General features: G+C 59.2%; 22 protein-coding genes. 7 read left to right on the top strand and 15 right to left on the bottom strand.

What is annotated here, in order from left to right; all coding sequences use genetic code 11:
* Positions 1-52 precede the first annotated feature (52 nt).
* The 3 genes from CQ015_RS00225 to CQ015_RS00215 all read left to right on the top strand — a co-directional run bounded on the left by CQ015_RS00225 (position 53) and on the right by CQ015_RS00215 (position 2,777).
* Positions 53-982 (top strand): NAD(P)/FAD-dependent oxidoreductase, encoded by a 930-nt coding sequence (locus CQ015_RS00225; protein ID WP_105649086.1) that lies wholly within the window; start codon positions 53-55, stop codon positions 980-982.
* Between the two features lie 46 nt (positions 983-1,028).
* Positions 1,029-2,033: a helix-turn-helix domain-containing protein gene (locus tag CQ015_RS00220; protein WP_105649085.1), complete on the top strand. Its 1,005-nt coding sequence runs from the start codon at positions 1,029-1,031 to the stop codon at positions 2,031-2,033.
* 540 nt (positions 2,034-2,573) lie between these two features.
* Positions 2,574-2,777: a cold-shock protein gene (locus CQ015_RS00215; RefSeq protein WP_096254701.1), complete on the top strand. Its 204-nt coding sequence runs from the start codon at positions 2,574-2,576 to the stop codon at positions 2,775-2,777.
* Positions 2,778-2,854: 77 nt separating this feature from the next.
* Here CQ015_RS00215 and CQ015_RS00210 read toward each other — a convergent pair whose 3' ends face one another.
* The 10 genes from CQ015_RS00210 to CQ015_RS00160 form a co-directional block, all read right to left on the bottom strand.
* Positions 2,855-4,084 carry an FAD-dependent oxidoreductase gene (locus CQ015_RS00210; protein ID WP_105649084.1) on the bottom strand — a complete coding sequence of 410 codons (1,230 nt, stop codon included), beginning with the start codon at positions 4,082-4,084 and terminating at the stop codon, positions 2,855-2,857.
* Positions 4,085-4,135: 51 nt separating this feature from the next.
* Positions 4,136-5,407 carry an MFS transporter gene (locus CQ015_RS00205; protein WP_105649255.1) on the bottom strand — a complete coding sequence of 424 codons (1,272 nt, stop codon included), beginning with the start codon at positions 5,405-5,407 and terminating at the stop codon, positions 4,136-4,138.
* A gap of 140 nt (positions 5,408-5,547) precedes the next feature.
* Complete coding sequence (gene nrdF, locus CQ015_RS00200) at positions 5,548-6,522, bottom strand: class 1b ribonucleoside-diphosphate reductase subunit beta (protein ID WP_105649083.1); 975 nt, start codon at positions 6,520-6,522, stop codon at positions 5,548-5,550.
* A 574-nt stretch (positions 6,523-7,096) separates the two neighbouring features.
* The gene (gene nrdE, locus CQ015_RS00190) at positions 7,097-9,235 is read right to left on the bottom strand and encodes a class 1b ribonucleoside-diphosphate reductase subunit alpha (protein WP_105552204.1); all 2,139 of its coding nucleotides are present in this window, start codon (positions 9,233-9,235) and stop codon (positions 7,097-7,099) included.
* A gap of 2 nt (positions 9,236-9,237) precedes the next feature.
* Positions 9,238-9,720, bottom strand: coding sequence for a class Ib ribonucleoside-diphosphate reductase assembly flavoprotein NrdI (nrdI, locus tag CQ015_RS00185; RefSeq protein WP_096284909.1), 483 nt, complete (start codon positions 9,718-9,720; stop codon positions 9,238-9,240).
* A 67-nt stretch (positions 9,721-9,787) separates the two neighbouring features.
* A complete protein-coding gene (nrdH, locus tag CQ015_RS00180) occupies positions 9,788-10,018 on the bottom strand; it encodes a glutaredoxin-like protein NrdH (RefSeq protein WP_096284911.1) in 231 nt (76 codons plus the stop codon).
* A gap of 450 nt (positions 10,019-10,468) precedes the next feature.
* Positions 10,469-11,284 (bottom strand): PfkB family carbohydrate kinase, encoded by an 816-nt coding sequence (locus CQ015_RS00175; protein ID WP_105552205.1) that lies wholly within the window; start codon positions 11,282-11,284, stop codon positions 10,469-10,471.
* Positions 11,281-12,033 carry a YggS family pyridoxal phosphate-dependent enzyme gene (locus CQ015_RS00170; protein WP_308727275.1) on the bottom strand — a complete coding sequence of 251 codons (753 nt, stop codon included), beginning with the start codon at positions 12,031-12,033 and terminating at the stop codon, positions 11,281-11,283. Before CQ015_RS00170 ends, CQ015_RS00175 begins: the two co-directional genes overlap by 4 nt.
* Before the next feature lie 94 nt (positions 12,034-12,127).
* Positions 12,128-13,852, bottom strand: a complete 1,725-nt coding sequence (gene poxB, locus CQ015_RS00165; protein ID WP_105649081.1) for a ubiquinone-dependent pyruvate dehydrogenase — start codon at positions 13,850-13,852, stop codon at positions 12,128-12,130.
* 84 nt (positions 13,853-13,936) lie between these two features.
* Complete coding sequence (locus CQ015_RS00160; protein ID WP_105552207.1) at positions 13,937-14,716, bottom strand: YggS family pyridoxal phosphate-dependent enzyme; 780 nt, start codon at positions 14,714-14,716, stop codon at positions 13,937-13,939.
* Positions 14,717-14,851: 135 nt separating this feature from the next.
* Here CQ015_RS00160 and CQ015_RS00155 point away from each other — a divergent pair, with 135 nt between their 5' ends.
* Positions 14,852-15,466 (top strand): DUF2249 domain-containing protein, encoded by a 615-nt coding sequence (locus CQ015_RS00155; RefSeq protein WP_146112402.1) that lies wholly within the window; start codon positions 14,852-14,854, stop codon positions 15,464-15,466.
* Here the strand turns inward: CQ015_RS00155 and CQ015_RS00150 are convergent.
* Positions 15,463-16,545 (bottom strand): PLP-dependent cysteine synthase family protein, encoded by a 1,083-nt coding sequence (locus CQ015_RS00150; RefSeq protein WP_105552209.1) that lies wholly within the window; start codon positions 16,543-16,545, stop codon positions 15,463-15,465. The genes CQ015_RS00155 and CQ015_RS00150 overlap by 4 nt on opposite strands.
* A 394-nt stretch (positions 16,546-16,939) precedes the next feature.
* Here CQ015_RS00150 and CQ015_RS00145 point away from each other — a divergent pair, with 394 nt between their 5' ends.
* The gene (locus CQ015_RS00145; RefSeq protein WP_105552210.1) at positions 16,940-17,296 is read left to right on the top strand and encodes a hypothetical protein; all 357 of its coding nucleotides are present in this window, start codon (positions 16,940-16,942) and stop codon (positions 17,294-17,296) included.
* 357 nt (positions 17,297-17,653) lie between these two features.
* On the opposite strand, the gene CQ015_RS00140 is transcribed toward CQ015_RS00145, so the two are convergent.
* The 3 genes from CQ015_RS00140 to CQ015_RS00130 form a co-directional block, all read right to left on the bottom strand.
* Complete coding sequence (locus CQ015_RS00140; RefSeq protein WP_308727274.1) at positions 17,654-17,950, bottom strand: transcriptional regulator; 297 nt, start codon at positions 17,948-17,950, stop codon at positions 17,654-17,656.
* Positions 17,943-18,407, bottom strand: coding sequence for a hypothetical protein (locus CQ015_RS00135; RefSeq protein WP_105552212.1), 465 nt, complete (start codon positions 18,405-18,407; stop codon positions 17,943-17,945). Before CQ015_RS00135 ends, CQ015_RS00140 begins: the two co-directional genes overlap by 8 nt.
* Before the next feature lie 171 nt (positions 18,408-18,578).
* Complete coding sequence (locus tag CQ015_RS00130) at positions 18,579-21,161, bottom strand: esterase-like activity of phytase family protein (RefSeq protein ID WP_105649080.1); 2,583 nt, start codon at positions 21,159-21,161, stop codon at positions 18,579-18,581.
* Positions 21,162-21,394: 233 nt separating this feature from the next.
* On the opposite strand from CQ015_RS00130, the gene CQ015_RS00125 reads away from it, so the two are divergent.
* Positions 21,395-22,246, top strand: a complete 852-nt coding sequence (locus tag CQ015_RS00125; protein ID WP_105552214.1) for a 3-hydroxyacyl-CoA dehydrogenase — start codon at positions 21,395-21,397, stop codon at positions 22,244-22,246.
* 83 nt (positions 22,247-22,329) lie between these two features.
* The gene (locus CQ015_RS00120; RefSeq protein WP_105649079.1) at positions 22,330-24,012 is read left to right on the top strand and encodes an ATP-binding cassette domain-containing protein; all 1,683 of its coding nucleotides are present in this window, start codon (positions 22,330-22,332) and stop codon (positions 24,010-24,012) included.
* Between the two features lie 243 nt (positions 24,013-24,255).
* Here CQ015_RS00120 and CQ015_RS00115 read toward each other — a convergent pair whose 3' ends face one another.
* Positions 24,256-25,995, bottom strand: coding sequence for an FAD-dependent oxidoreductase (locus tag CQ015_RS00115; RefSeq protein ID WP_105649253.1), 1,740 nt, complete (start codon positions 25,993-25,995; stop codon positions 24,256-24,258).
* Between the last annotated feature and the right edge of the window lie 47 nt (positions 25,996-26,042).

Genomic DNA, 26,042 nt, shown 5'->3' with positions numbered 1-26,042 from the left:
AATGTATCGATAGTTTGGATAGTGAATCAAAACCCCCGCGAAGGAGAGCATCATGGAAAAATACGACGCCATCATCATCGGAGGCGGCAACGCAGGACTAGCCGGAGCCATCGCGCTGGCCCGTTCCCGGCGCAAAGTCCTTGTGGTCGATGAAGGCAAACCACGCAACGCCGTCTCAGCGCACGCGCACAATGTGCTTGGCCATGAAGGCATCAGCCCACATGAGCTATTGGAGCTAGGCCGCACGGAGGCAAGGGACTACGGAGTCGAGTTTGCGTCCGCCCGCATTCAGTCGCTGAGCGGTTCGCTCGAAGAAGGATTCACAGTATCCACCGAGTCCTCGCAATGGCAGGCCGCACGCATCCTCCTGGCAACCGGACTAACCGACACCCTGCCCGAGATCCCAGGACTGCAAAAAGCCTGGGGAACCTCGGCCCTGCATTGCCCGTACTGCCACGGATGGGAGGTGCGCGATCAGCGCATCGCCATCTTAGGTGTCAGTGAAATGAGCACGCATCAGGCCCTGCTCTTTGGCCAGCTCAGCGACGCTGTCACCTACGTTAACCATGCGCAGCAAACGCTGACAAAAGAAAACCGCGCACTGCTCGCCGCAGTGGAAATAGAAATCGTCGACGCGCAAGTCACCGACATAGCCGTCAGCGATGAAGGACAGGTGCAGTCCTTGGCTTTGAACAACGGAAGCACCCTGGACGCTCAGGCCGTAGTGGTGGCAAGCCAGATGAAAGCAAACGCGTCACTGTTCCTCCAGCTCGGCGGGCACTTGAGCCAAAACCCCATGGGCGAGTTCATCTCGGTCAACGAGATGGGAGCCACAAGCGTGCCAGGAGTTTTCGCAGCTGGCAACGCCTCGAGCCTAGGGGCAATGATTGGTTTGGCAACCGCCGCCGGAACTATGGCAGGCGCCGCCATCAATGCTGATCTAGTTATGGAATCGGCCAAGAAAAAATTGGCAAGAAAGTGACTCTCGGCTTGAACTCTCCCCTAAGGGCAGACAATACGATGTCAACATGGAGTACAGCATTGGAGAATTTGCCGCGTTAATGAACGTGACGGTGAAGACGCTTCACCACTATGAAAAGCTCGGCCTGCTCAATCCGGCTCGGGTCGATCAGTTCACTGGGTACCGAAAGTACAGCTCGGCCCAGTTTGAAACCATGATGCAGATTCGCCAGCATCAGCATCTTGGACTCCCCTTGGCTGCTATCAAGCGGATCATTATCGACGAAGTCGATGACGACTCGTACGAAGCGATCCTCGAAAACAGGAAAGACTCACTGCGAGACAGGATCACCAAGGATCTGCAAACCTACGGTGCGCTTGCAGCAACCTTGGGCATAGAAGATGAGCTTTCAGGTTTTGCCGAGATGTATTCGGCGATGCACACCATCGTTTGCGACAGGGTGCCACCGCCAATGCTCAGCGGATGCCTCCGTCCAATGCCGCCCCACGTTGACGGCTCCGGCTTTACGCATGGGCCCCGCTCGGCATTGCTCAGCATTTCGGTACCGCTCGCGTCCAGAAGCGTCGGGAATCTCAGGCAGGCAACAAAGGCGCTGGCCGAGAAGCTCTTGCCAGAAGCCGAGGCCGAAGAAGTCAAAGACCAGATCTGGTACTGGATCGAGACAATGGACGCCCCGGAGGAGGGGACGCTATTCAGAATGCACGCAGGCATCGAGGCAAGCGCGGAAACCTCGATTGCACCAGGAGCAGTGAAAACTAATTTGCCTGATTTTCAAATTTCTTTCACCGGACACGGTTTCCGGGCATTTGATTCTGGAGCGTGGCGGCAAATGACCAACCACGTGCACCACGAGATGTACGAGCAGGGAGTCCTGCCAACGGGTCCACTATTTGTCCGGCTAGGCGAAAACTCCGATTATCCCGGGGAATCTTCGGCCTTCCAAGGGGGTGCCCGCGACGATTCGATTCGCCGATCCTTTGACGGAGACGATGACCTGGAAGACGAAGACGAACCCGCCAACCCATTCGATCACTGGTACTCCGATATGTAGCCCTGGGTGCCCTTGTCCTGCAGCCAACCCCTCGATGAGAGGCCGGCTGTAGGACAAGGGCGAAAAATGATGGTACGCTTAATTTGTTACCTCGACGTTTGCAGGTGTGAGTCATCCGCCAGCGAATGTTAGCAGTTTAGATTTGTAGCAAGACAAGCAAATCGTCTGTGCAGCAAATCGGTTCAACGATTCTTCGGAATTAGCGAACTCCTATCGAAACGAATTTTCATCTTCTCTTCTTCACCGCTTACAGCTCGTCCAGGCGCTTCTCAGCGTTTCCACGATGCGGCTTCCAAATTCTACTCCACTGACTCTGGCCATTATTCCACAGTCATGTCTATGGACCGCAAGGACATTTAGCGTGCGTAGCGACCTCCGTTTTGGCCGGTATCGGCAAAATCAGCATTCGATCGCTGATACCGACGGCATGGAAATCGCCCAACATAGTACTGCTCGAGGTAACCACTAATTTTCCGTTTCGGATTTCGACTCGGCAACAAGGTCACGTAGTGGCCAATGAATAAATAAGGAAATAAAAACATGGCTACTGGCACCGTAAAATGGTTCAACGCTGAAAAGGGCTTCGGCTTCATCGCTCCTTCCGATGGATCGGCAGATGTGTTCGCACACTACTCCGCAATCCAGAGCTTCGGTTTCCGTAGCCTCGAAGAGGGCCAGAACGTTGAGTACACCCTGGAAGCCGGTCCAAAGGGCCCACAGGCAACCAACATCCAGGCTCGCTAAGCTTTAGCAACTGCCAAACTTTTGGTGCAGTACCGTCCGTTTCGGATGGTACTGCACCATTGGTGTTTCTAGGGGTCCTAGCGTTCCGCTGAATTTCGCTTTGCAGCTTCCGGCGGGCGTTCGCGCAGGATTCCTACCCCCAAAAGCCGGGCTGGAATCGAAGTGAGCTTGGGAAACGTACGCAAGATTCTCGCAACAGGTCCCGGCAAGAGCACGTCATTGCTTGTTTTCATCAACCGCCGCAATCCTAGGTGCATCAGCCGCTGGGTGCTCTGGACCACGATGGTCGGGAGGATGCGCCGGTTCTGGACAGCGGCCACATCCCGATCCGAAATCGTTCCGGCTTTGAGCGGCTCGGCAAGTATTCGAGCCGCCGCGACTGCATCCTGAACCGCCAGGTTCACGCCCACTCCCCCAACCGGGCTCATGGCATGTGCCGAATCCCCGATGCACAACAGCCCGCGGCGCCACCACCGTATCGCGCGGTTGAGTTTCACATCCAGTAATTTAGCGTCCTGAAGTGTCAGCGCCGGGACCCCTTCTTCAAGTTCGGGAGCGGCCTCGACAATCGCCCGGTGCCACGGCCCGGTGCCTTGAGCACGCAGCTCTGCGTCTTTCCCCTTCGGCAAGAGCATCGCTGTCTGAACGTACCCGTGCCTGGGAATAAGCACGAAAGATCTGTCCCTGGTGAAGGCCGGAGACAATACATTCTTTAGATTCAATGCTCCGGGGATCTTGAACCACCAGACGTCAATTGGCACGGCGAACTCTTTAATGGCGATCCCCGCAGCATCGCGGATCTTCGACCATCTTCCGTCGGCCGCGATGGTCAACAGCGCGTGCATTTCGCCGATTCCGTCGGGCCCCGAATAACGTACGCCCACAATGCGTTCTCCCATGGTGAGCACGTCGGTCACGTCGCAATTCATGCGCAGGTCAAAATTCGCTTCGGACTCACCGGCACGAGCCAATAGATCCAGGAAGTCCCACTGTGGAGCCATCGCGATAAACGGATAGGGATGGTTGAGCTTGGACAGGTCGAGAACCGTGGTGCGGGCCCCGTCTCGTGCGGGAAATTGCGCCCAGGACACCTTGCTGTAGCCGATCTTTTCAAACTCTTCCATCAATCCAAGTTCCTCAAGCAGCAACATCGTGGATGGGTGGATGGTATCGCCACGGAAGTCACGAAGAAAATCCCCATGTTTCTCAAATACCGTCACGGGGACTCCGCTCCGCGCCAAGAGGAGTCCGGCCACCATGCCGGCCGGGCCACCGCCAACGATGATGCATCGAGTTCTATGTGCCATGCGAGCTATCCCTTCAGCAAGTGTCCGTGAATTTCACCTTCGCACTAATTCCTACTCATGGATAGCCTCCGGCGCGGACCTCTTGATGTTCAGCATGATCATGATCATCGCGAGGGCGAGGAGGACTAGAGCCAGTCCTTGGAAACCGATGGCGGCTAGAATCGGTCCGGCGCAGAGCCCGCCCATCACCCCGGCCAAGCTCATGCAAAGATCTGAAGTACCTTGCAGTTGCGGGCGTTCGTTGATTCCCACGGCACCGGAAATCATGGTTGATCCCGCAACCGTTGCGGCGGACCAGCCCAGGCCCAAACAAAGCAAGGCCATGGTGGTAACCACATGATCTGCGGAGTTGGTCCAAACCAAGACGCTGGCGGAGATCAGTAGCGCCTGCCCCGCCAGAATGATCACCCGTGAACCGCATTTGTCGGTCAGCCACCCGAAGACCGGCGACAGGGCGTACATGCCGGCCACGTGCATGGATATGGTGAAACCAATCAAGGTGAGCGTTGCGCCATGATGCTGCATATGAATCGGGGTCATCGACATCATCGACACCATATACATATGCGACAGGGCCACGGTGAGTACCGCCCGGCGCGCGGCTACGGACGTACGCAATATATGCCATCCACGGCGGCGGACCTGCCCGGAATCCGGCCGACCCAAAGCCTGACGCTGTGCTATTCGCAGCGGGTCGGGCCGGAGCCCAATCCAGTAGACCAGTGCACCGGCTAGCTGAGCGCACATGGCGATCAGGAATCCGCCGGTATAGGGCGGAAGGTTGATGTACTGGGCAATCACCTCGCCAGGCTCAAAGAGGTTCGGACCGATGACCGCACCGATGGTCGTTGACCAGACGACTACCGAAAGATCGCGTCCACGGGTGGCCTTCGTGGAAAGATCCGTGGCGGCGAATCGCGATTGGAGATTCATTGCGGCACCCGTGCCAAGGATCAGCATGCCCAGCATCAAGAGCGGCCAGAAGTCGAGGAATGCGGCGGCGATAATGACCACGATGCCGCTTGCCGCCAGTATTGCACCGCTCGAGAGGGATATCCGTCGGCCGTGTTTCTGCGCCATCAACGCCAGCGGAATTGCCATGAGCGCCGCGCCCAGCGTATTCATCGTGGCGGCCATGCCTGCCAGTGAGTCCAGACCCGAGATGCTGACGATCAGCAAGGACCCCAGCGTCAAGGTGGCTCCGCCGCCTAACCCACCAAGGATTTGTCCGGCCGCAAGTACCGAAATCGATTTGCGTCGAATCCGTTGCACTTGCTGCTCGTCTAATGTGCCCAGATCATTGGATGCTGATTCGATCTGCACATTCACCCCCGCGTTCGCTCATCACTGGATCCGTTACTGTCCAAGTATCCACGATATGCAGCCGGCCGCGGGCTTATTTCTTCGGGTACGGCAATGGCCCCGTTGAGAAACGGGGCCGTTGCCAGGAAGAGACTAAGCGCTTAGAAGTCCCAGTCCTCGTCTTCGGTGTTCACGGCCTTGCCGATCACGTAGGAGGATCCGGAGCCGGAGAAGAAGTCGTGGTTCTCATCGGCATTCGGGCTCAATGCCGACAGGATAGCTGGCGATACGTCGGTGACGGTTGCCGGGAACATTGCCTCGTAGCCCAGGTTCATCAGCGCCTTGTTGGCGTTGTAGTGCAAGAACTTCTTGACGTCCTCGGACAGGCCTACAGGATCGTAGAGATCGTGGGTGTACTGAACTTCGTTTTCGTACAGCTCATACATGAGTTCGAAGGTGTAGTCCTTCAGCTCCTGCTTGCGCTCTTCGCTTGCACCTTCCAGGCCCTTCTGGAACTTGTAGCCAATGTAGTAACCGTGAACGGCCTCATCGCGGATGATCAAGCGGATCAGGTCTGCGGTGTTGGTCAGCTTCGCGTGCGAGGACCAGTGCATCGGCAGGTAGAAGCCCGAGTAGAACAGGAAGGATTCCAGTAGCGTCGAGGCGATCTTGCGCTTGAGCGGATCTTCGCCATGGTAGTAGCTCTCGATAATCTGAGCCTTCTTCTGCAGGTTCACATTCTCCGTGGACCAGCGGAATGCCTCATCGATCTCCTTGGTGGAAGCCAAGGTAGAGAAGATGGAGGAGTAGCTCTTTGCGTGCACCGATTCCATGAAGGCGATATTGGTGTACACGGCTTCTTCGTGTGGGGTCAGCGCGTCCGGGATCAGCGAAACTGCGCCGACGGTACCCTGCAGCGTGTCAAGCAGGGTCAGGCCGGTGAAGACGCGCATGGTCAGCAACTTCTCGGCCGCGGTAAGAGTTCCCCAAGACTGAATGTCATTGGACAGCGGAATCTTTTCCGGTAGCCAGAAGTTATTGACTAGACGGTTCCAAACCTCAACGTCTTTATCATCCTGGATACGGTTCCAGTTGATAGCCTCGACGTGTCCGGAAAGCTTCAGCTTTTCAGTCATTATTCCTTCCAAAGCCACGCATCGCACGTGGCATCGACATACACAGCACGTGGTGGTGAACCTCCGCTCGGAGGCTCACCACAACGAGTTTATCTTAGACCTTTTGAGCAATTGTCCCAGAAGGATTAGTCTTCAACTCAACTTTGGGCACGAATCGGCCAGTCGACGAAGACCGCGCAACCGTATTTTCGTTCTTAGTACCACTACCAACACGTTCCGTGGTTGTTTTCGCGGGCCAGCGAGCAGCAGCGGCTTTGGAGACAAATTTTCCGGATTTTGAACTACGGTTCACTCGTTGAGCCATTTAAGTGGCTCCTTTCTGCCGATTTCTCGGCGATAATTCAGCACACCTTTTAGTGGCTTCCTATATCGCCTCGCTCACAAGGTTTGGTCTTTATGCACAAAACTTGCTATCGTCAGACACTCCAGTTGCTATTGGAATGCCACGCAAAGCGAGGCGGTTTAGGAGTCGTGTACCACCACGGCTCCTAAATTCTTTTAACGGTCATTCGCCCCTTGCTGCGGATCTCTTCCAAGTCAAGGAGCGAATGAGTCACATTGTAGAGCGTTACTGCTACAGCATGCAGGAAACGCAGCCTTCGACCTCGGTACCTTCCAGCGCAAGCTGGCGCAGGCGGATGTAGTACAAGGTCTTGATGCCCTTGCGCCATGCGTAGATCTGCGCCTTGTTGATGTCACGAGTGGTCACGGTGTCCTTGAAGAACAGTGTCAGCGACAGGCCCTGATCCACGTGCTGGGTTGCAGCGGCGTAGGTATCGATGATCTTCTCGTAGCCGATTTCGTAGGCGTCCTCGTAGAAATCGATGTTCTCGTTGTTCATGTAAGGAGCCGGGTAGTAAACGCGGCCAATCTTACCTTCCTTGCGGATTTCGATCTTCGCGGCGACCGGGTGGATCGAGGAAGTCGAGTTGTTGATGTACGAGATCGAGCCGGTCGGCGGAACGGCCTGGAGGTTCTGGTTGTAGATACCGTGCTCCATGACCGAAGCCTTCAGCGCATTCCAGTCTTCCTGGGTAGGAATGTGGATTCCGTCGAAGAGTTCGCGCACGCGCTCGGTGGCCGGAGCCCATTGCTGCGAGGTGTACTTGTCGAAGAATTCACCGGAGGCATACTGCGAGTTCTCGAAGTTGTCGAAGGTTTCGCCGCGTTCGATGGCGATCTTGTTCGATGCGGTCAACGCGTGGAACAGGATCGTGTAGAAGTAGATGTTGGTGAAGTCGATGCCTTCTTCGGAGCCATAGTAGATGTGCTCGCGGGCCAAGAAGCCGTGCAGGTTCATCTGGCCCAGGCCGATGGCGTGCGACTTCTTGTTGCCATCGGCAATCGACGGCACCGAAGCGATGTAGGACATATCCGATACCGCGCTCAGGGCGCGAATCGCGATGTCCACCGAGCCGGCGATATCCTTGCCGTCCATGGCCTTGGCGATGTTCATCGAGCCGAGGTTGCAGGAGATGTCCTTGCCGACCTTCGAGTAGCTCAAGTCGTCGCCGAACTCCGAAGCCGAAGAAACCTGGAGGATTTCCGAGCAGAGGTTCGACATGGTGATCCGGCCCTCGATTGGGTTCGCCCGGTTTACGGTGTCCTCGAACATGATGTACGGGTAGCCGGATTCGAACTGGATCTCCGCCAGAGTCTGGAAGAACTCGCGGGCGCTGATCTTGGTCTTCTTGATGCGCGAGTCATCGACCATCTCTTCGTACTTTTCGGAGACCGAGATTTCGCTGAACGGCACGCCGTAGACGCGCTGCACGTCATACGGGCTGAAGAGATACATGTCTTCGTTCTTGCGGGCAAGTTCGAAGGTGACATCCGGGATGACCACGCCAAGGGAGAGGGTCTTGATACGGATCTTCTCGTCGGCGTTTTCGCGCTTGGTATCCAGGAAACGGTGGATATCCGGGTGGTGGGCGTTGAGGTATACCGCGCCTGCGCCCTGACGTGCACCAAGCTGGTTTGCGTAGGAGAAGGAATCTTCAAGAAGCTTCATCACTGGGATGACGCCGGAGGACTGGTTCTCGATCTGCTTGATCGGAGCACCGTGCTCACGCAGGTTCGATAGGGACAGCGCCACGCCGCCGCCGCGCTTGGACAGCTGCAGCGAGGAGTTCACCGCGCGGGCGATGGACTCCATGTTGTCTTCGATGCGCAGCAGGAAGCAGGAGACGAGTTCGCCGCGCTGCGCCTTGCCGGCGTTGAGGAAGGTTGGGGTTGCGGGCTGGAAGCGGCCGGCGATGATTTCATCGACCAGGCTCGTAGCAAGCTGCTCATCGCCGCGGGCCAGATGCAGGGCAACCATGCACACGCGGTCCTCGTAGCGCTCCAGGTAACGCTTGCCATCGAAGGTCTTCAGCGTGTAGGAGGTGTAGAACTTGAAGGCACCGAGGAAGGTTTCGAAGCGGAACTTCTTGGCGAAGGCGCGCTTGAACAGATCGCGGATGAAGTTCATCGAGTACTGGTCGAGGGTTTCACGCTCGTAGTACTCGTGCTTCACCAGGTATTCGAGCTTCTCGTCCAGGTCGTGGAAGAAGACGGTGTTGTTGTTCACGTGATCCAAGAAGTACTGGCGGGCTGCGTAGCGGTCCACCTCGAATTGGATCTTGCCGTCTGGACCGTAGAGGTTCAGCATGGCGTTCAGATCGTTGTAGCTCAGGCCCTGCATATTTGCGGGGAGCTCTTTGGTGTCATTCATCGTTACTTCTTCTTGTGCGACGCTGGTGCCCAAAAGGTTTCAAGCCCTTCATTGACGTTGAGAACATCTTCCGGCGTTCCCATAAGTTCGAATGTGTACAAAACGGGTACGTCGCATTTGGCAGCAATTTTCTTGGCCGCGATGCAGTAGTACTCGCCGAAGTTCGTGTTCCCTGCGCCAATCACGCCACGCAAGTTTGCGCGGTTCTCTTCGTGACCCAGAAATTTCAAAATCTGGGGAAGGATTGAACGCTTCCCGCTTTCGCCGCCGTAGGTTGGTATGAGCAATACATACGGTGCCGTTGCGATCAGTTGCGGTTCGGTTGCAAAAACCGGGATGCGAGCCGCACTGAAATTCAATTTTTCTACGAAGCGCAAGGTGTTCTCCGATACCGAGGAGAAGTAAATCAAGTTGGTATCGGTGTACACCTTGGCTTCGTGAGCCTCAGCGTTTTGCCGTCGATCGGCAACTGCTGCTGGTGGCATTTCTTCGCCTCCGCTAGGTGGTCGACGAGTAAGTTCCCTTGGACCCCGTGCGGGGCCCGGATGCCGACTAGTTGGCTACGGCCAAGGTAGCGATCTTGTCTGGGCGGAAACCCGACCAGTGATCGTTGTCGGTGATAACGACCGGCGCCTGCTGGTAGCCAAGGCCGCGGACGTGCTCCAGGGCGGCGGCATCCTGCGAGATGTCTACCTTGTTGTACTCGATGCCCTGCTTGTCCAAAGCGCGGTATGTAGCGTTGCACTGCACGCAGGACGGCTTCGTGTAAACGGTGATTGCCATTTCCCTGTTTCCCCTTTTTAAAAGTCCTTGTTTTGGCTCGGACTCCACCATTTCCTGGTGCTTCCGGCCACCCTCTCGGATGCCCCAAATTGCTGTCTATGGGGTGTTTTCGGTGTTTCACTCACCAACGGGTTCAATACTACATCTTGTGTTTGGCCGGTCAAGTGGCCACAAGATGATGTATTACAAGTATGTCATTCATCCACCGAGCCGTCCACAGCCGCTGTGGATATTAACGGTCATTTAAACCCCGATTTCTCGCGGTCGGCCAAAACTTGTCCACAGCCTCGAGGATGGTCGATGTGGTTTAAAAATTCTTCATGTGAGATGTTCCTCGGCGTGTTCCGCGTCGTCTTGCCCGACGCCCGGACACAAGATGTGCCCTAGCTCCAGTGTCCGCCGGCGAACCGACATTTTAGGCGCGCGCCGGCGGACTGTGGGTAAGTGATTTCAGCCCGCTTGCACCGCGAAGGCCGGGTGCACCCCGGCCAACGCCTCGGAGGTTCCGGCGACCGCGAGGGACACCGCCTCGGGCAGGGCGAGGCCGGAGAGCAGCGCACCGGTGAGCTGGCCCAGGAAGCAGTCCCCTGCCCCTTTGGCCTCGGTGCTAATCCGGCCGGTGTCGAACTGCTCGAGCTCTTCCTCGTCCATCGCGAGCAGGCAGCCGATGAAATCTTCGTCGTCGGTGGGCGCGGAGGTGACGATCACATGCGCGGGACCGGCCTCCATGAGGTCCAAGGCCGCGTTGGCCGCGTCTTGTTCGTCGTGGATCTGAGTTTCGGTGAGCAGCGCGAGCTCGAAGCAGTTCGGCGTCATCAGCCAGGCATGCTCGATCAGGTGCTCGGCATAGCTGGAGGCGACCTCCTCGCTCGCGTAGAGCCCGACGTCCGTATCTCCGAAGGCGGTATCCAGGATCAGCCGCAGCTTCGGGTAGCGAGCCCGGGCGGCGAGGAACCAGTCGGCGATGATCCGCCCCTGGCTGGCCGCCCCCAGGTAGCCGACGACCACATAGCTGGCATCGCGCAGCGCATCGCGGTTGAGCAGGTCCTCCAGAATCGCGCCAAGCCACTGATCCGAGATGGGGCCGCCGGCCACCGAGGGATAGTGCGGCAGGTTGCTGAGCAGCACGGTGGGAACCGCCACCGTGCGATGCCCGGCCAATTCGATCATTCGGGCGATGGCGTTGTTGCCCACCGAACCGTAGGCCAGCTGGGAGCTGAGCACCACGGCGGCGACCGGGCGGGTGTCTAGCTCAAAGCCGCTCACGCGTTCGCCTGCGGGTACTGGCGGGCGCCGAAGATCCCCTGGCCCACGCGCACCACGGTGGCGCCTTCCTCGATGGCCAGCTCGAAGTCCCCGCTCATGCCCATGGAAAGCTGGTCGAAGCCTTCGGGGGCTCCTCCGGCACGCAGCTGCGCCGCGGTGGTGCGCAGCAGCGCGAAGCTGGCGCGGATGGAGGACTCGTTCGTGGTGTTCGCTGCCATGGTCATCAGCCCGCGCGGGATGAGCCGGTCCAACGGGGCGATGGCTTCGAGCAGCGCGGAGGCCTGGCTGGGGTCGATCCCGGATTTGGTTTCTTCGCCCGAGGTGTTGACCTGGAGGAAGACCTGGAGGCTGCGGTCCTCGGCTTCGAGGCGACGCTGCAGGGTTTCGGCGAGCTTCAGCGAATCCAGGGCGTGGAACTCATGGGCGAAGCGGGCCACGAACTTCGCCTTATTGCCCTGCAGCGGTCCGATGACCGCATAGCGCAGATCCGGGTAGTCGGCGGCGAATTCCTCGTATTTGGCCAGCGCTTCCTGGACCTTGTTCTCCCCCAAGGTGTCCACCCCGGCATCGATGGCCAGACGCAGCCGGGCAGGCTCGATGGTTTTGGTGACCGGCAACAGGCGCACCGCGCCGGCTTCGCGGCCGGACCGGGCGGCAGCGGCGGCGATCTTCTGGTTGACGCTCGCCAAGTTCCGGGCGAAATCCTCGGTGGTTGCCGCCTGGGCCGCGGCCGGTTGCGAAGTTATCAAAGCGCCTGCGCCTCTTTCTGTTTGGTGGTGCTCGCTGCAAAAGCCGGCCCCGCTCACGCGGGCCCGGCTTTAAGCATAGGCATAGATCCCGGTGCTAGAACATTTGGCGCCAATTGGTCTTGGCCAGATCGAACAATTCGTCCCCGCGCCCGGAGAGCACCGTGCGGATGGCATAGAGCGCGAAGCCCTTGGCCTGCTCCACCTTGATGCTTGGCGGCATCGACATTTCCTGCCGGTCGGTGACCACGTCCAGCAAGGCCGGCCCGTCGTGGGCGAGGAATTCTTTGACCGTGGCCTCGAGCTGCGCGGAGTCCTCCACCCGGAAGCCCTTGAGCCCCGCGGCGTTGGCCACCGCACCGAAGTCGGGGTTCTCCAGCTCGGTGGCATAGGTCACGAAGCCGGCGGCCTTCATTTCGAGTTCCACGAAGTTCAGCGAGGAATTGTTGAAGACCACCACCTTGATCGGCAGCTTATTCTGCGTGGCGGTCAGCAGCTCGCCGAGCATCATCGTCAGCCCGCCATCCCCGGCGAAGGCGATCACCTGCCGCGTGCGGTCGATTGCCTGGGCGCCCAGGGCGTGGCAGAGGGCGTTGGCCATCGAGCCGTGGTTGAAGGAGCCGAGCAGCCGGCGGTCTTCGGTCATGCTCAGGTAGCGGGCCGCCCAGATCACCGGGGATCCCACATCGGCGGTGAAGATCGCGTCTTGATCCGCTGCCAGGTCGATCAGCCGGGCCAGGTATTGCGGGTGGATGGCCGCCTTGCCGCGCGAGGGGGTGGCCAGCTCGTCGAGTTTGGTGCGGGTTTTCGCGTAGTGCTCCAGCGCGTCGTTCAGGTGCTTGCGCTTGCCCTGCCGGGGCAGCAACGCCGACAGCGCCGCGGCGGTGTCCTTCACCGTGCCCACCAGGGGCACATCCACGGTGGTGCGCCGGCCGAGCTGTTCCCCGCGCAGATCGACCTGGATGATGCTGGCATGCTGCGGGTAGAACTGCTGGTAGGGGAAATCGGTGCCGAGCATCAGCAGCACCTCGCATTCCTCGATCGCCCGGTAGCCGGAGGCGAAGCCGAGCAGCCCGGTCATCCCCACGTCGAAGGGGTTCTCGTATTCGATATGCTCCTTGCCGCGCATCGAGTGCACGATCGGGGCGGCGAGCCGATCGGCCAGCTCCATCACCTCCGCGTGCGCCCCGGCGGTGCCGGCCCCGGCCAGGATGGTGACCTTGGCCGAGGATTCAAGCAGCTGCGCGGCGCGGGCAAGCTCCGCGTCATCGGGCAGCACCCGCGGGTTGGTCTTGACGATCGCTTGGGTTCCGCTGCGTTCCATTTGGGAGAGCGCCACGTCTCCGGAGATCACCAGCACCGCAACCCCGCGCTTTTCGATCGCCTCGCGCATGGCGATGCGCAGCATCCGCGGCAACTGCTTGGGGTCCGAGACCTGTTCGGCGTAGACCGAGCAGCCGCGGAAGATTTCTACCGGGTGGGTTTCCTGGAAATAGTTTGACCCGATCTCGTCGGTGGGGATCTGCGCGGCAATGGCCAGCACCGGCACCCGGGAGCGTTGCGCGTCGTAGAGCCCATTGATCAGGTGGAGGTTTCCCGGCCCGCAGGAACCGACGCAGACGGCCAGTTCCCCGGTGAGTTCGGCTTCGGCGGTTGCGGCGAAGGCGGCGCCCTCCTCGTGGCGATGATGGATCCATTCCATCTCCCCGTTTTCGCGCAGCGCATCGGTCAGCCCGTTCAGCGAATCTCCCGGAACCCCGTAGATGCGCTTGACACCCTGGGTGTGGAACTGTTCGATCATGTGTTCGGCGACGGTAGGCATTAATTTCCTCCTGCAAACAAGGGGCCGGATTCCACCGGTTGATAACGCTCAGCCTACGAGAGAAAAGCGCCGGCTGGCTAACCGCTAACCGGCGAAGCCCGGCCAGTAATGCGAATCGGGCAGTGCACGAGCACCGAAGATCCCCTGGCCCACCCGCACCACGGTCGCGCCTTCGGCGATGGCCAGCTCGAAATCCCCGCTCATCCCCATGGACAATTCTTCCAACCCGATCCCCTCGGGCGCCTGCTCGCGCAGCCGATCGCGCAGTTCCCGCAGCGTGGTGAAGCAGGTACGCACCGCCTGCCGGTCCGAGGAGAAGATCGCAAGGGTCATCAGCCCCTTCACCCGCAGCCGGTCCAGGCCCGGCAGCGAACGCAAGAATTCAGGGGCCGCTGCTGGGTCCAAACCGAATTTGGTTTCCTCGCCCGAGGTGTTCACCTGCACGAAAACATCCAGGGTGCGGTCTTCGAGTTCCAGCCGACGCTGCAGCGCGGTGGCCTGGCGCAGGTTGTCCAAAGCCTGGAATTCGTCGGCGAAGCGGGCCACGTCCTTGGCCTTATTCGATTGCAGGTGGCCGATCACCGAATATTTGAGCCCCGGAATGTCGGCGAGGTTCTGCGCCTTGCGCGCGGCCTCCTGCACCTTGTTCTCCCCCAGCCAGTCCATGCCCGCCGCGATCGCCAGGCGCAGCCGCTCTTCGGGCACCGTTTTGGTCACCGGCAGCAGTCGCACGCTGCCCGGCGCCCGCCCGGCAGCGAGTTCGGCCGCCGCGATGCGCCCGCGGACCGAGGCGAGGTTTGCCTTGAACTGCGCCACGGTGTTCGCGGTGGGCGCGGCGCTTGAATCCGAGGTTGCCTGGTTCATACGGTATTGCTCCTGCATCTGACCGGAGATGTTGCTGATCTGGCTTCATCGTAATACGCCACGGGCGGCCCCGGGCTCATAGCAACTAGGCTAGAGGCAACCAGCGGGCAGGCGAGCGAAACCTTGGAGGTTGCAGTGGAGGAACAGTCAAGCAGTCACGTGGTCGATGCGCGGAACATCCCGAAACCCGAACGCCACGGAAAAATCATGGAGGCCTACGACTCCTTGCCCACCGGCGGGTACCTGAGCCTGCTCAATGACCATGAACCGGTGAACCTTCACGCGGAATTCGAACGCAACCTCCCCGGCACCTATATCTGGGAGGCGACCGAACGGATTGGCGGAGACTGGGAAGTCATCATCACCAAGCTCGCCAGCACCCCGGCGCCGCGCATCATGACGAACACGGCCTGGCTCGGCGAACAAGGCAGCACGGTAGACGGTGCCATCTGGAAGCTCGAACCGGAGAGCCGCGACCTGGATGCGAATGTCATCGCGCTGGCGCCCAGCCAGGAAATCGGCGAACACCGCGGCCCGGAACTGGACGTGCTCATCCACGTGTTCGAGGGCACCGGGACGCTGCACACCGAAACGAATTCGATCTCGCTGAAGCTCGGCGACGTGCTCTACCTTCCGGCACGTTCCAGGCGGCACTTCGTCGCCGGAGTCCACGGGCTGAAGTACTTCTCGGTGCATCAACGCAAGAAGACCTTGGGCCTGATGCCGGTGCTGCGCCCGGACGCCGATTAGCCTTCGAACCGTCCGGAGTCCAGGAATCCTTCAAGCTTCGCGCGGTGCGGTGCGAGGTCCAAACCTTGGGCGTCCAGCCACTGCTGGTTGTAATAGGTGTTGGCGTAGCGCTCGCCGGAGTCGCAAATGAGCGTCACGATGCTTCCCTTTTCCCCGCGTTCGAGCATGCCTGCAATGATCTGGAAGACCGCGTAGAGGTTGGTTCCCGTCGACCCTCCGGTCCAGTGCCGGGTGTGCGCCCGCAGCAGGTACATGGCAGCCAGCGAGCCCGCATCGGGCACCTGGATCATCTGGTCGATGACCCCGGGCACGAAGGACGGCTCGACGCTGGGCCGGCCAATCCCCTCGATCCGCGACCCGAGCCCGGTGGAGTACTGCATATTTCCGGTACGCCACCCCTCGTAGAAGGATGAGTTTTCCGGATCGGCCACGGCAACTTGGGTGTCATGCTGGCGGTAACGCACGTATCTGCCAAAAGTCGCCGAGGTGCCGCCGGTGCCGGCGCCGACCACGATCCATGAAGGAATCGGGTGGCGTTCGGCCGAAAGCTGCGAGAACACGGATTCGGCAATGTTGTTGTTCCCGCGCCAGTCGGTGGCTCGTTCGGCGTAGGTGAACTGATCCAGGTAATATCCGTCGGATTCCTCGGCGAGCTGCCGGGCCGCAAGATCCACTTCGCCGGCGGCATCGACGAGGTGGCAGCGTCCGCCATAGAACTCGATGAGTTCAATTTTCTCCCTGCTGGTAGTCCGGGGTACTACAGCAATGAAAGGCAGGCCGAGCATGCGGGCGAAATACGCTTCGGATACCGCGGTGGAGCCGCTAGAGGCCTCCACAAGAGTGGTGTGCTCACCGATTTTGCCATTGACCAAACCGTAGAGCAGCAATGAGCGAGCCAAACGGTGCTTGAGCGATCCGGTGGGATGCACCGATTCGTCCTTCAAGTACAGGTCGATTCCCCACTGCTTTGGCAGCGGAAAGACATGGAGGTGGGTGTCGGCACTGCGGTTCGCATCTGCGTCAAGTAGGGCGATCGCGGCTCGGACCCAATGGTTTGCTTTGGTAGTCTGCTCAGTCACGCACCCACTCTATCCTTTGTCCTTGACTTGGCGCAGAACGACTATACGGGTGGCCGTCGGGCTGCTTGCTGGAGGAATCTCGCAAACCGCATGGGGACGGCTCATTGAGTGGCTTCCTGGCCGGGGATGCACCAAACTGCGTTGCATTCCAAGGCGCGCGTTGGCTTTGCTCCCGGGGCCGACCGGCTCAACACGCTGCACCGCAATCTTCAGATACGCTGGATGCCCAGTTTGGTTGCGAGAACTCAAGACCAGCCTCGCGTACGCTGTGAGTTCGCAATGAGCTAAACCCTCCACTATTGAGAGTTATCTTCGGGCTGGCTAGGGTAGATTGAGTGGCCCGAGTTACCAAAAAGTAACAAACCACGGGATCCTCAACGAGAGTAGGGTAAAAATGTCAAAGACTGCCAAGACTTTCAAAGAAGTCGAGAAATCGCTGAACAAGTTGGCTAAGTCAGCCAAGGCAGAAATCCCGAAGGATCTTCGCGAGACGTGGAATAACGCAATCTCCGGAGTGAACGGTGAAGCTATCGGCAACGCGGGCGCCAACCTGATCGAAAGCGTCAGTGGCAATTCGAAGGCCGCGCAGCGCACCCGTTCATCCGTTGAGAACGCGGTGAAGACCGCGCAGCAGAAGCTGGGCGCGCCAAAGAAGTCCTGCAAGAGCGGCAAGCTGTTGCTGGTCGGAGCAGTCGTTGCGGCGATTATCGCCGTCGTTGTCTCCAGCACGAAGAAGAGCGCCGCTCACTAATCTCTCGCATTCAAGCTAGTCAGCGTCTAAGACCGTGGTTCTGAAAGTTTCGGAGCCACGGTTTTCGCGTGCGTGGAGCAAAAGCAATTGGCTGCGCTACCAGCGGCTGCTTGCCGCTATCTAGCGAAAACGCCAATATTCTGATCACGGCTAGTCCCAAACCTCAGGATCGTTGGCAAACGGCCGAATCGGCTTTCAGAATGCCCAATCCCGGCCGGAGCCAAAACACGTTACGGCTCGGCTCACCTGAGGCAAGATGAGGAAACGTTTCAAGCTCCACGTTCGTGAAGCAATAGCGTGATGCCAACGCGCCTCCTGGCCTCAAGTCGGCAGCCCCGCCACGCGGGCGCCCAAAGACTAGTAGCTACCTTCCGTTAGCGCCCGAAGCGCTGCGACATGGCGGACATAAGCCTGCCGCCCGTTGGGAGTGAGCATTAGCCGCATATGGCTTCGCCCACCCTTCGAGAATTTTTCCACGTCGATAAATCCGGCCTCGGAGAGCTGCTTCAAATGCTTGCTCAGTACCGAATCGGCAATTCCCAACGAATCACGCAGTTGAGCAAACTCGGCATATTTGAGTGGAGCCAAGCTGGCGCAGATGCGCAGACGGATTGGGGCATGAATTAGTTCATTGAACTCCCCGTGATTAGACATCGCGCTCATTCGCGTCTTTGAGCCGATTCTTGATCGTTGCCGTGCGCATACCGGTCATGCACAAACACAGAACACCAAATAGCGCCAGCCATTTCAGGCCCACCTCGCCCCAGGACCCAGGTTCCCAGAAGCTAGCGACCTGCAAGGTCAACATAAAAAGAAGAACATAGCCCATGTAGCGGCCTGAATGCCTGAGAATCGGACGCGCCTTGGGCCGCTTGCGCATCAGCAGGACATACCAGAAACCCAGAGGAATGATCAGCAGAAGCAGCGCACAGAAGACCGGCCATGACACGTAGTTCGCCAATGCACAGATCGTTGCCACGAAAGCCAGCATGGCATACATGATTTTACGCGGCGCCTCCGTGGCACCTACCATCGCCTCCGAAGCATCCTCTATTTCGGCCAGTGCTTCGCGCGGCTCATAGTTGCCCGCCACATGCTTTCCGCTGTCCATCACACCCTACTTTCCATTAAGGAAAGTCTTGTCTTTCCATGATGGAAAGTCAAGGTTTCTCCGCGCCTCGCCTACCGAGCCGAGCTGCCCTGAACAAGATTTCGAGCCTGCTCGGAAATATCTCCAAGCAGACCCGATGCCTTGCAATGACTACCGCTGGTTTTTCAAGAACTATCGACGAGCACGCGAGTTCTTGATTGCGGCCGCGAGTCCTAATCCTGCGGCAACTAGGCCGACCGGAATCAGCCAGAGACTGTTTACCCCGGTGTCGGCGAGCCTATCGATTTTGCGCTGCTCAGACTCCCCCTCAGAGGGTTCTGTGGTCGGTTCGGAGCTTTGTTCCTGCTTGGGTTCCGTGGTTTCTTCGTTCGGGGTTTCATTCACTTCTGGGTGCTGGGAAGGCTCGGCCGTGGGCGAAGCCTCCGGTGATGCCGACTCGTCCGGTGCATTGGTCTCATCCGGAGCCTGCGACTCAACAGGGCGCTCGTTTAACCCAAAGACCCCTTCGGCCGCACCCAAATTAGCGAACACCGTCTCGCCGCTGGCATCATCCACCGCATCATTATCGGTGACGATATACGCATCACCGCTACCGGCGATGGCCAGGCCTTCGAGCTTCTCCTGGGTCCAGCCATTGGTCGCTTCAAGCACCGGAAGCACGTCGACTGCTAGTTCCTTTTCCAGCATGGTGACCTCACCAGCCACACCTTCTGGAAGCTCAAACTTATACAGGGCCTTGAGTTGGGCATTCTCACCGTTGCGCTTGTCGCGCTCGATGACGGCGAACGATCCGTCCGGAAGCTCGGTGATTTCCGAAAGCCCATTCCACGATCCATCGTCACCGGCGGGCTCAAGCTGGTATCCATACCAGGTGAATTCGGCAGAGCCAGGAACATATTTGCCGATGCGGACGAAGTCTTCGCCTGGCACTTCACGCTGCAGGGTGAAGATGACTTCTTCTGCTGCGCCTTCACCACGCACACTGACACCTTCGAGCCCCTGTCCGCCGAGGTCCGCGACGACTTCCGCAGGCAACGGCACTTCCTCGGTGACGGCACCGGCTTCATCAATGCGCAGCAACGCGTTTTCTGCGCCTTCCTCGCCTTCATGCCCAGCCCAGAACCCTCCCTCAGCACGGGCCGCGATGCCTTCCAGATCGAATTCGGCGGGGCCACCGTCCTTGGTCACCGCCATGGAGCTCTCGATCAGCCCGGGCTGCTGCGCGGTGTCGATGGAGTAAATGCGTGGTTCATAGGCGTTGTCGCTGACCGCGTAAAGTTTCTCCGAATCTTCGGGATTGTCGCTCAACCCGCTCAACTCTCCGAACGGCACCAGGTTCTCGATGCTGGATGCCAACGCGGGGAATTGCGCTTCGGTTGCACCGAAGGAGAATAGCGTAATCGACGATCGTACGCCCTTGTCTGCCTCATCGGTTTCCGAGGCCACGGCCAGCAAGTTCCGGCCTGGGATCGGAAGGATGCCTTCCGGCCCGTTGGTGGTTGGCAGGGTCTGCAGATATTCCGGATTGGTTGGATCGCTAAGTTCGTACACCGCGACGAAGTTGCCTCGTTCCGAGGCGACGAAGGCGTAGTCGACGCCGTTGAAGCTGTCGATCGCCAACCCCTCGGGTTCCACCCCCTTCTTGCCAGCGCGCTTCTCCGGGAACAGCCCCTGGGAGAGCGCCAAGCGTTCGAAGGTGTTTCCTGCGTCCCAAGCAACTTCGCCGGTTTCGGAATCGAAGATGGTGAAGCCTCGGCTGCCACCTTTCCAGTCCCCTTCGTTGGCGGTGGCGAGGTAGCGATCTTGGATCCAGCCGATCGCGTCCGGTTCGCGCGGAACGTCTTTCAGCGAGCCGGTGGGATCCAGTTTCCCGTCTTCTTCGATGTCTATGTTTTCCAGGTCAACGCTGCCTGCGCTGAAGGCGCCGGTAATGTCACCGCTGGGCAGGTCGATGAGGACTACGCCGTTGTTTTCTTGGAGGGTTACCGCCAATTGGTTTTTGGCATTGATGGTGACGTACTCGGGCTCCGGATCCTGTGGGGTGTCGAATCCAGCGTCGCTAAGCATCGGAAGCGCAATCGGGGCTTCGCGCGTCCCCGTGGTCAGCGGCACCTCGCGAACACTCCAGGCTTCGGGGTTTTCTCCCACGAGATCCAGGATCTCGATAGCACCGGCGGGCGCCTGCGGCAGGCCGCCGTCTCCGGCGTCTTCGTCACGTTCGTTTTCGATGGCGATCGCCGCGTAGGCTCCGTCTTCGGAGATCGCGATGGAGTCCGGCTGTCCGGTCAATTCGATGCTGTGGACCAGCGTACGGTCAGCAATGCGCACAACGTCTACCCGTCCCGAAGGGTTCGAGTAGCTTTCCGAGGCGTTGACTACAACAAAAACGTACTCGCCATAGGCGGCAACGCTAGTTGGTTCGTCTTCTGGGCTACCGAGCTGGTGCAGCGGGAGCGTTCCCAAACCCTTCGGTGCGGCGGGGTCGCTGATATCCACGAATCCCACCTGGCGGGCGAGCGCGTCAGAGTAGATCAGGGTTTTGCCATCTTCGGAAACGGTCGAGATTTCGGAGGCAGTTTCGGCTGCGGCCCCGTCTGGGTCGTTCTGATACACCGGGTATGTCGCGGTCCGTTCAAAGTAGCTCCCGGTATCGGCGGTTGCGACCCCCGCCGTAGTCAATGGCGCAGCGCCTACTGCGCCCACCACTATGGCTGCGGCGAGAATGCCTGCAGATTTCTTTGCGACTCGGTTCACGTTCCCTATCCCCATCAAGCTTGATGTTTCCCATAAATTCCCTCTTAAGATTGGCAAATCAATCCAGCCGCGAGGTGAATTCCGGGCAACGGGAGTTGAACAAGTTGTGGCTAGTTCCTTCACTCACATTTAGTTGAATATACTCAACTAAATGTGAGTGAATGTGGGCGCAGGCATCTCGGTGTACCTGCGCGGCTTATAAATTCACAAGGAAATCAAGAACGGACGAGCTCATGATCCTGAACAACACCACAGTCTTAGGTACCGGCGTACTTGGTTCCCAGATCATCTTCCAAACCGCCTACCATGGTCTGCCCGTTGTCGGCTACGACATCGATGACGCTGCCCTCGAAGCCGCCGCCGCCAGGCTGGATAAATTAGTCCCGGTTTACGCGGACTACTTTGACGCCGGCGACAACACGAAAGCTCAAGCAGCACGCGATTCCATTCGGTTGAGCAGTGAATTGGCCGAGGCTGTCGAAGATGCGGACCTGGTGATCGAAGCGGTGCCCGAAAGTCTGGAAATCAAGCAGGATACCTACCGGAAGCTAGCGCAATCAGCCCCGGCTCGCACCGTATTCGCCACCAACTCCTCGACGTTGCTTCCTTCAGCTATTGCAGGATTCACCGGCCGGCCCGATCGCTTCCTCGCGTTGCACTACGCCAACCGAGTTTGGCAAAACAATACCGGCGAAGTCATGGGCACCGCGTCGACCAGCGCCGAAGCCTACGAAGCGGTGGTGAACTTCGCCGAACGCACCGGGATGGTCCCGATTCGGGTGCTGAAGGAACAGCCGGGATACGTGCTCAATTCGCTGCTCGTACCTTTGCTGCAGTCTGCGAGCCATCTGCTCGTAAATGGCGTCGCTGACGCAGCAACCATTGACCAGACGTGGAAACTGGGCACCGGAGCGCCCAAGGGCCCCTTTGAAATTTACGACATCGTCGGGCTGAACACCGCGTACAACATTTCACGTTCCGGTGATGAAACCAGCCAAAAATTCGCAGAACTGCTCAAAACCAACTACCTCGAGCACGGAAAACTCGGCACTGCCACGGGCGAAGGGTTCTACAAGTACGACTAGGCACTCCTCGCGCGCATGCCACAGACCGGCATGCGCAAGTTCCTCATAGCAGCCGGGAAAGCAATCGCGGTTAGGATGGGCTGGTGGCACATATCGACGTTTCCGACATCCAATACTTCCTTTCCGACGGCACCCAGTTGCTGGGCGGAGTCACCTTCAAAGTGACCGCCGGCTCCAAAACCGCATTAATCGGGCCGAACGGCACCGGCAAAACCACCCTGATCAAGATCATCTCCGGTGATCTCAAAGCCGACGAGGGCGCGATTAATCGCTCGGGCTCGATGGGCATTATGCGCCAGTTCGTGGGCCAGGTCCGCGACGAATCGACGGTGAAGGATCTTTTGCTTTCCACCGCCGCCCCGTCCGTCGTTGCTGCAGCCGCCAAGGTTGCAGCGTGCGAAGCGAAGATGCTGGTCAGCGAGGATGAAAAGGTCCACATGCGCTACGCCGAAGCGATTATCGAGTGGGGTGACGCCGGCGGCTACGAGCTGGAAACCACTTGGGACAAGGTCTGCATGGCCGCGCTGGGCATCCCGTTTGATCGCGCCCAGGACCGCCAAGCGCGCACCTTGTCCGGCGGCGAGCAGAAGCGCCTCGTATTGGAGGCGCTTTTCGAAGGCAACGACGACCTGCTGCTCTTGGATGAGCCCGATAACTACCTAGACGTACCGGGTAAGCGCTGGCTTGAAGCGATGATGGAGCGCTCCCCCAAGACGGTGCTATTCATCAGCCACGACCGCGAGTTGCTCAACAACGCGGCCACGCGCATCGTCACGCTGGAGCCCGGCCATGGTGGAGCCACCGCGTGGATCCACGGTGGTTCGTTCGGCTCCTATGTGCAGGTCCGCAAGGAACGCAACGAACGCTTCGAGGAACTGCGCAAGCGCTGGGATGAAGAACATTCCAAGCTCAAGGAATTGGTCATCATGTATAAGACCAAGGCGGCATTCCGATCGGATATGGCTAACCGGTATCACGCGGCACAGACACGCTTGGATAAGTTCTTGGAGGCCGGCCCGCCGCAGGCGATTCCGCTAGAGCAAAACGTGAAGATGCGCTTGAAGGGTGGACGCACCGCCAAGCGCGCGGTCGTAGCCGAAAAGCTCGAACTTACCGGGCTTATGAAACCCTTCAGCAATGAGATCTGGTTTGGCGACCGAGTAGGCGTGCTCGGTTCCAACGGCTCGGGCAAATCCCACTTCCTGCGGCTGCTGGCTGCCGGCGGCACCGATCCCGAACGGGAGCACGAGCCGGTTTCCGATGTGCAGCTCGCCGAAGTACCTCATGAGGGAACGGTAAAGCTCGGCGCTCGGATTCGCCCTGGCTACTTTGCCCAGACCCACACCCGCCCCGACCTCTTCGGCCGCACCTTGCTGGAGATTCTGCACCGCGGTGACGAGCACCGTTCGGGGCTTGCCCGTGAGGCTGCCGCCGGCGCATTGGATGGCTACGGTCTGGCTGGCCAATCTGAGCAGAAGTTCGAGTCGCTGTCCGGCGGCCAACAAGCCCGTTTCCAGATCCTGCTCTTGCAGCTATCCGGAGCGACCCTGCTGTTGCTAGATGAGCCGACGGATAACCTCGACCTGCATTCCGGCGAAGCGCTCGAGCATGCGATCGATTCCTTTGAAGGCACCGTGCTCGCCGTGACGCACGACCGCTGGTTTGCGAAATCGTTTGACCGCTTCCTGGTCTTTGGCTCAGATGGCAAGGTCTACGAGTCCGATACTCCCGTGTGGGACGAAAAGCGCGTGCAGCGAGAGCGCTAAACACACTGCGGATGGTCCCGCCTGGGGAACTAGCGAACGGAGCTAGTTCCCCAGGCGGGACTTTCTCGCTTAACCAGCCACTAAAATTTGATCGCGACAGGCTTTGCGTCCAAAAAGCTCCCACGCCAAAGAACCGTCCACGCACTGGATGGATTGTGGCTGAGCGGATGCGCCAGGCCAGAGCGCAGGAAACCGGCGAACCATATACCAGGCGTTTTCCGGTCCCCTGCCTGGGCGTGAAAATTATTCGACGAGCTTGCCGGCGGTGGAGACCTCTTGGATCAATGCCGCTATTTCTGCTGGCACTTCCACGATGGCTTCTCGGGTGATCCCGGTCTTGGGCGACCAAACGAGATTCACCTTCAAGCCGGGATCCATGGCTGGGAAGTCGCTGCGGTTGTGGCAGCCCCTGGTTTCGCGGCGTTCCAAGGCGGCTTCCAGGGTGGCCCGGGCGGCCAGCGCCGAAGATTTCAGATCAAAGGCATGGGATAGGTCTTGGAACCCCGCGATGTCGGGATGAATTCCGACATTCGCCATGCGCTTTTCGATCTCGTCGAGTTTCGCAAGGTCGGCAAGCAATCCTTGCTCGTCTCGCACCACTCCGGCGTGCTCGGTCATCACATCGCGGATGGCGCGCTGCAATGCACGGACGTTCTCCACGCCATCTGCGGCCAAGAGGTCCTCGATGTCGCGCCTAGCCTCCGCGGTAGCTTCTGCGGATCGAGGCTGGGATTCCAGTGCCCTGGCATACGCGGCTGCCGCCTGTCCGACGATTCGACCGAAAACCAAGAGCTCGATCAGCGAGTTGCCGCCTAATCGGTTTGCACCGTGCAGTCCGCTTGAGGCCTCGCCTATCGCATAGAGTCCGGTGACTTCGGTTGAATGATCATAGGGGTCCACCCAGACCCCGCCCATCGAATAGTGAGCGGTCGGTGCGATCTCGATGGGTTCGCGGGTAATGTCCAGCATCTGCTCTTCGAGCATCGTCTGGTACACCCTGGGCAGCCGCTCCATGATCAGCTGGCGCGGCAGGTGCGAAACATCGAGCCAGACCCCGCCCTTCTCCGTTCCGCGTCCTTCGCGGATCTCGGTATAGGCCGCGAGTGCAACTCGGTCACGGGTAGAAAGCTCCATGCGTTCCGGATCGTAGTTCTTCATGAAGCGTTCACCGAGCTGGTTGCGCAAAATTCCGCCCTCCCCGCGCGCCGCTTCGGAGATCAGGGTTCCTGCAGCAGATTCGGGTTCGATAATTCCCGAGGGGTGGAATTGCACGAGTTCCGGGTCGCGGAGGCGGGCGCCGGCCTCGACAGCCAAGCGGAACGAATCCCCGGTGTTTTCGTCACGTCGCGACGAGCTGCGCCGCCAGATGCGGTTGTGCCCACCGGCGGCCAGGATGACCGAGTCGGCATGGATCAGATACCGGGTTCCGTTGTTCACGTCGAAGCCGTAGGCGCCGAAGATTTGATTGTCCTTGACGAGCAATCGGGTGATATACACGCTGTCGAGGATTGGGATCTGCAGTTGTTCGGCACGTCGAATCAGCGTGCGTTGGATTTCCAGGCCGGTGTAGTCCCCTGCAAATGCGGTGCGGCGGAACTTGTGCGCTCCGAAGAAGCGCTGGGAAATGCGGCCGTCTTGTTCCCGGGCAAAATTCATCCCGTACCGTTCGAGATCTTCGATTCCGCGTTGCGCTCCCTGGGCCACGGTCTGCACGGTGCGCGGATCGGCGAGGAAATAGCTTTCCTTGATGGTGTCTGCAGCGTGTTGCTGCCAGCTGTCCTCTTCATCCATGGTGCCCAGGGCCGCGTTGATTCCACCGGCCGCCAACGAGGTGTGCGCATCGTGACGCGGACGCTTTCCTACGGCCAGTACATCTACGCCGAGTTCGGCGAGTTCGATGGCCGCCCGGAGCCCCGAACCGCCGGTCCCGATAACTAGGACGGTGGTTGAAATCTGCTGTTCTTTGCTGCTGTAAGTGTTCATGACATCAAGCATCTGCCGCCAAGAAACATACGTCCAATGAATTATCT

It is taken from the genome of Arthrobacter sp. MYb221, from assembly GCF_002979835.1.
Classification (GTDB): domain Bacteria; phylum Actinomycetota; class Actinomycetes; order Actinomycetales; family Micrococcaceae; genus Glutamicibacter.
The sequence above is the reverse complement of the archived record's forward strand: the minus strand, read 5'-3'. Positions and strand labels throughout refer to the sequence as shown.

Bases quoted from the DNA above. Each gene is read 5' to 3' on its own strand.
- CQ015_RS00225 (WP_105649086.1), top strand. From the start codon at position 53: ATGGAAAAATACGACGCCATCATCATCGGAGGCGGCAACGCAGGACTA.
- CQ015_RS00220 (WP_105649085.1), top strand. From the start codon at position 1,029: ATGGAGTACAGCATTGGAGAATTTGCCGCGTTAATGAACGTGACGGTG.
- CQ015_RS00215 (WP_096254701.1), top strand. From the start codon at position 2,574: ATGGCTACTGGCACCGTAAAATGGTTCAACGCTGAAAAGGGCTTCGGC.
- CQ015_RS00210 (WP_105649084.1), bottom strand. From the start codon at position 4,084: ATGGCACATAGAACTCGATGCATCATCGTTGGCGGTGGCCCGGCCGGC.
- nrdF (WP_105649083.1), bottom strand. From the start codon at position 6,522: ATGACTGAAAAGCTGAAGCTTTCCGGACACGTCGAGGCTATCAACTGG.
- nrdE (WP_105552204.1), bottom strand. From the start codon at position 9,235: ATGAATGACACCAAAGAGCTCCCCGCAAATATGCAGGGCCTGAGCTAC.
- nrdI (WP_096284909.1), bottom strand. From the start codon at position 9,720: ATGCCACCAGCAGCAGTTGCCGATCGACGGCAAAACGCTGAGGCTCAC.
- nrdH (WP_096284911.1), bottom strand. From the start codon at position 10,018: ATGGCAATCACCGTTTACACGAAGCCGTCCTGCGTGCAGTGCAACGCT.
- poxB (WP_105649081.1), bottom strand. From the start codon at position 13,852: ATGCCTACCGTCGCCGAACACATGATCGAACAGTTCCACACCCAGGGT.
- CQ015_RS00160 (WP_105552207.1), bottom strand. From the start codon at position 14,716: ATGAACCAGGCAACCTCGGATTCAAGCGCCGCGCCCACCGCGAACACC.
- CQ015_RS00145 (WP_105552210.1), top strand. From the start codon at position 16,940: ATGTCAAAGACTGCCAAGACTTTCAAAGAAGTCGAGAAATCGCTGAAC.
- CQ015_RS00140 (WP_308727274.1), bottom strand. From the start codon at position 17,950: ATGTCTAATCACGGGGAGTTCAATGAACTAATTCATGCCCCAATCCGT.
- CQ015_RS00135 (WP_105552212.1), bottom strand. From the start codon at position 18,407: ATGGACAGCGGAAAGCATGTGGCGGGCAACTATGAGCCGCGCGAAGCA.
- CQ015_RS00125 (WP_105552214.1), top strand. From the start codon at position 21,395: ATGATCCTGAACAACACCACAGTCTTAGGTACCGGCGTACTTGGTTCC.
- CQ015_RS00115 (WP_105649253.1), bottom strand. From the start codon at position 25,995: ATGAACACTTACAGCAGCAAAGAACAGCAGATTTCAACCACCGTCCTA.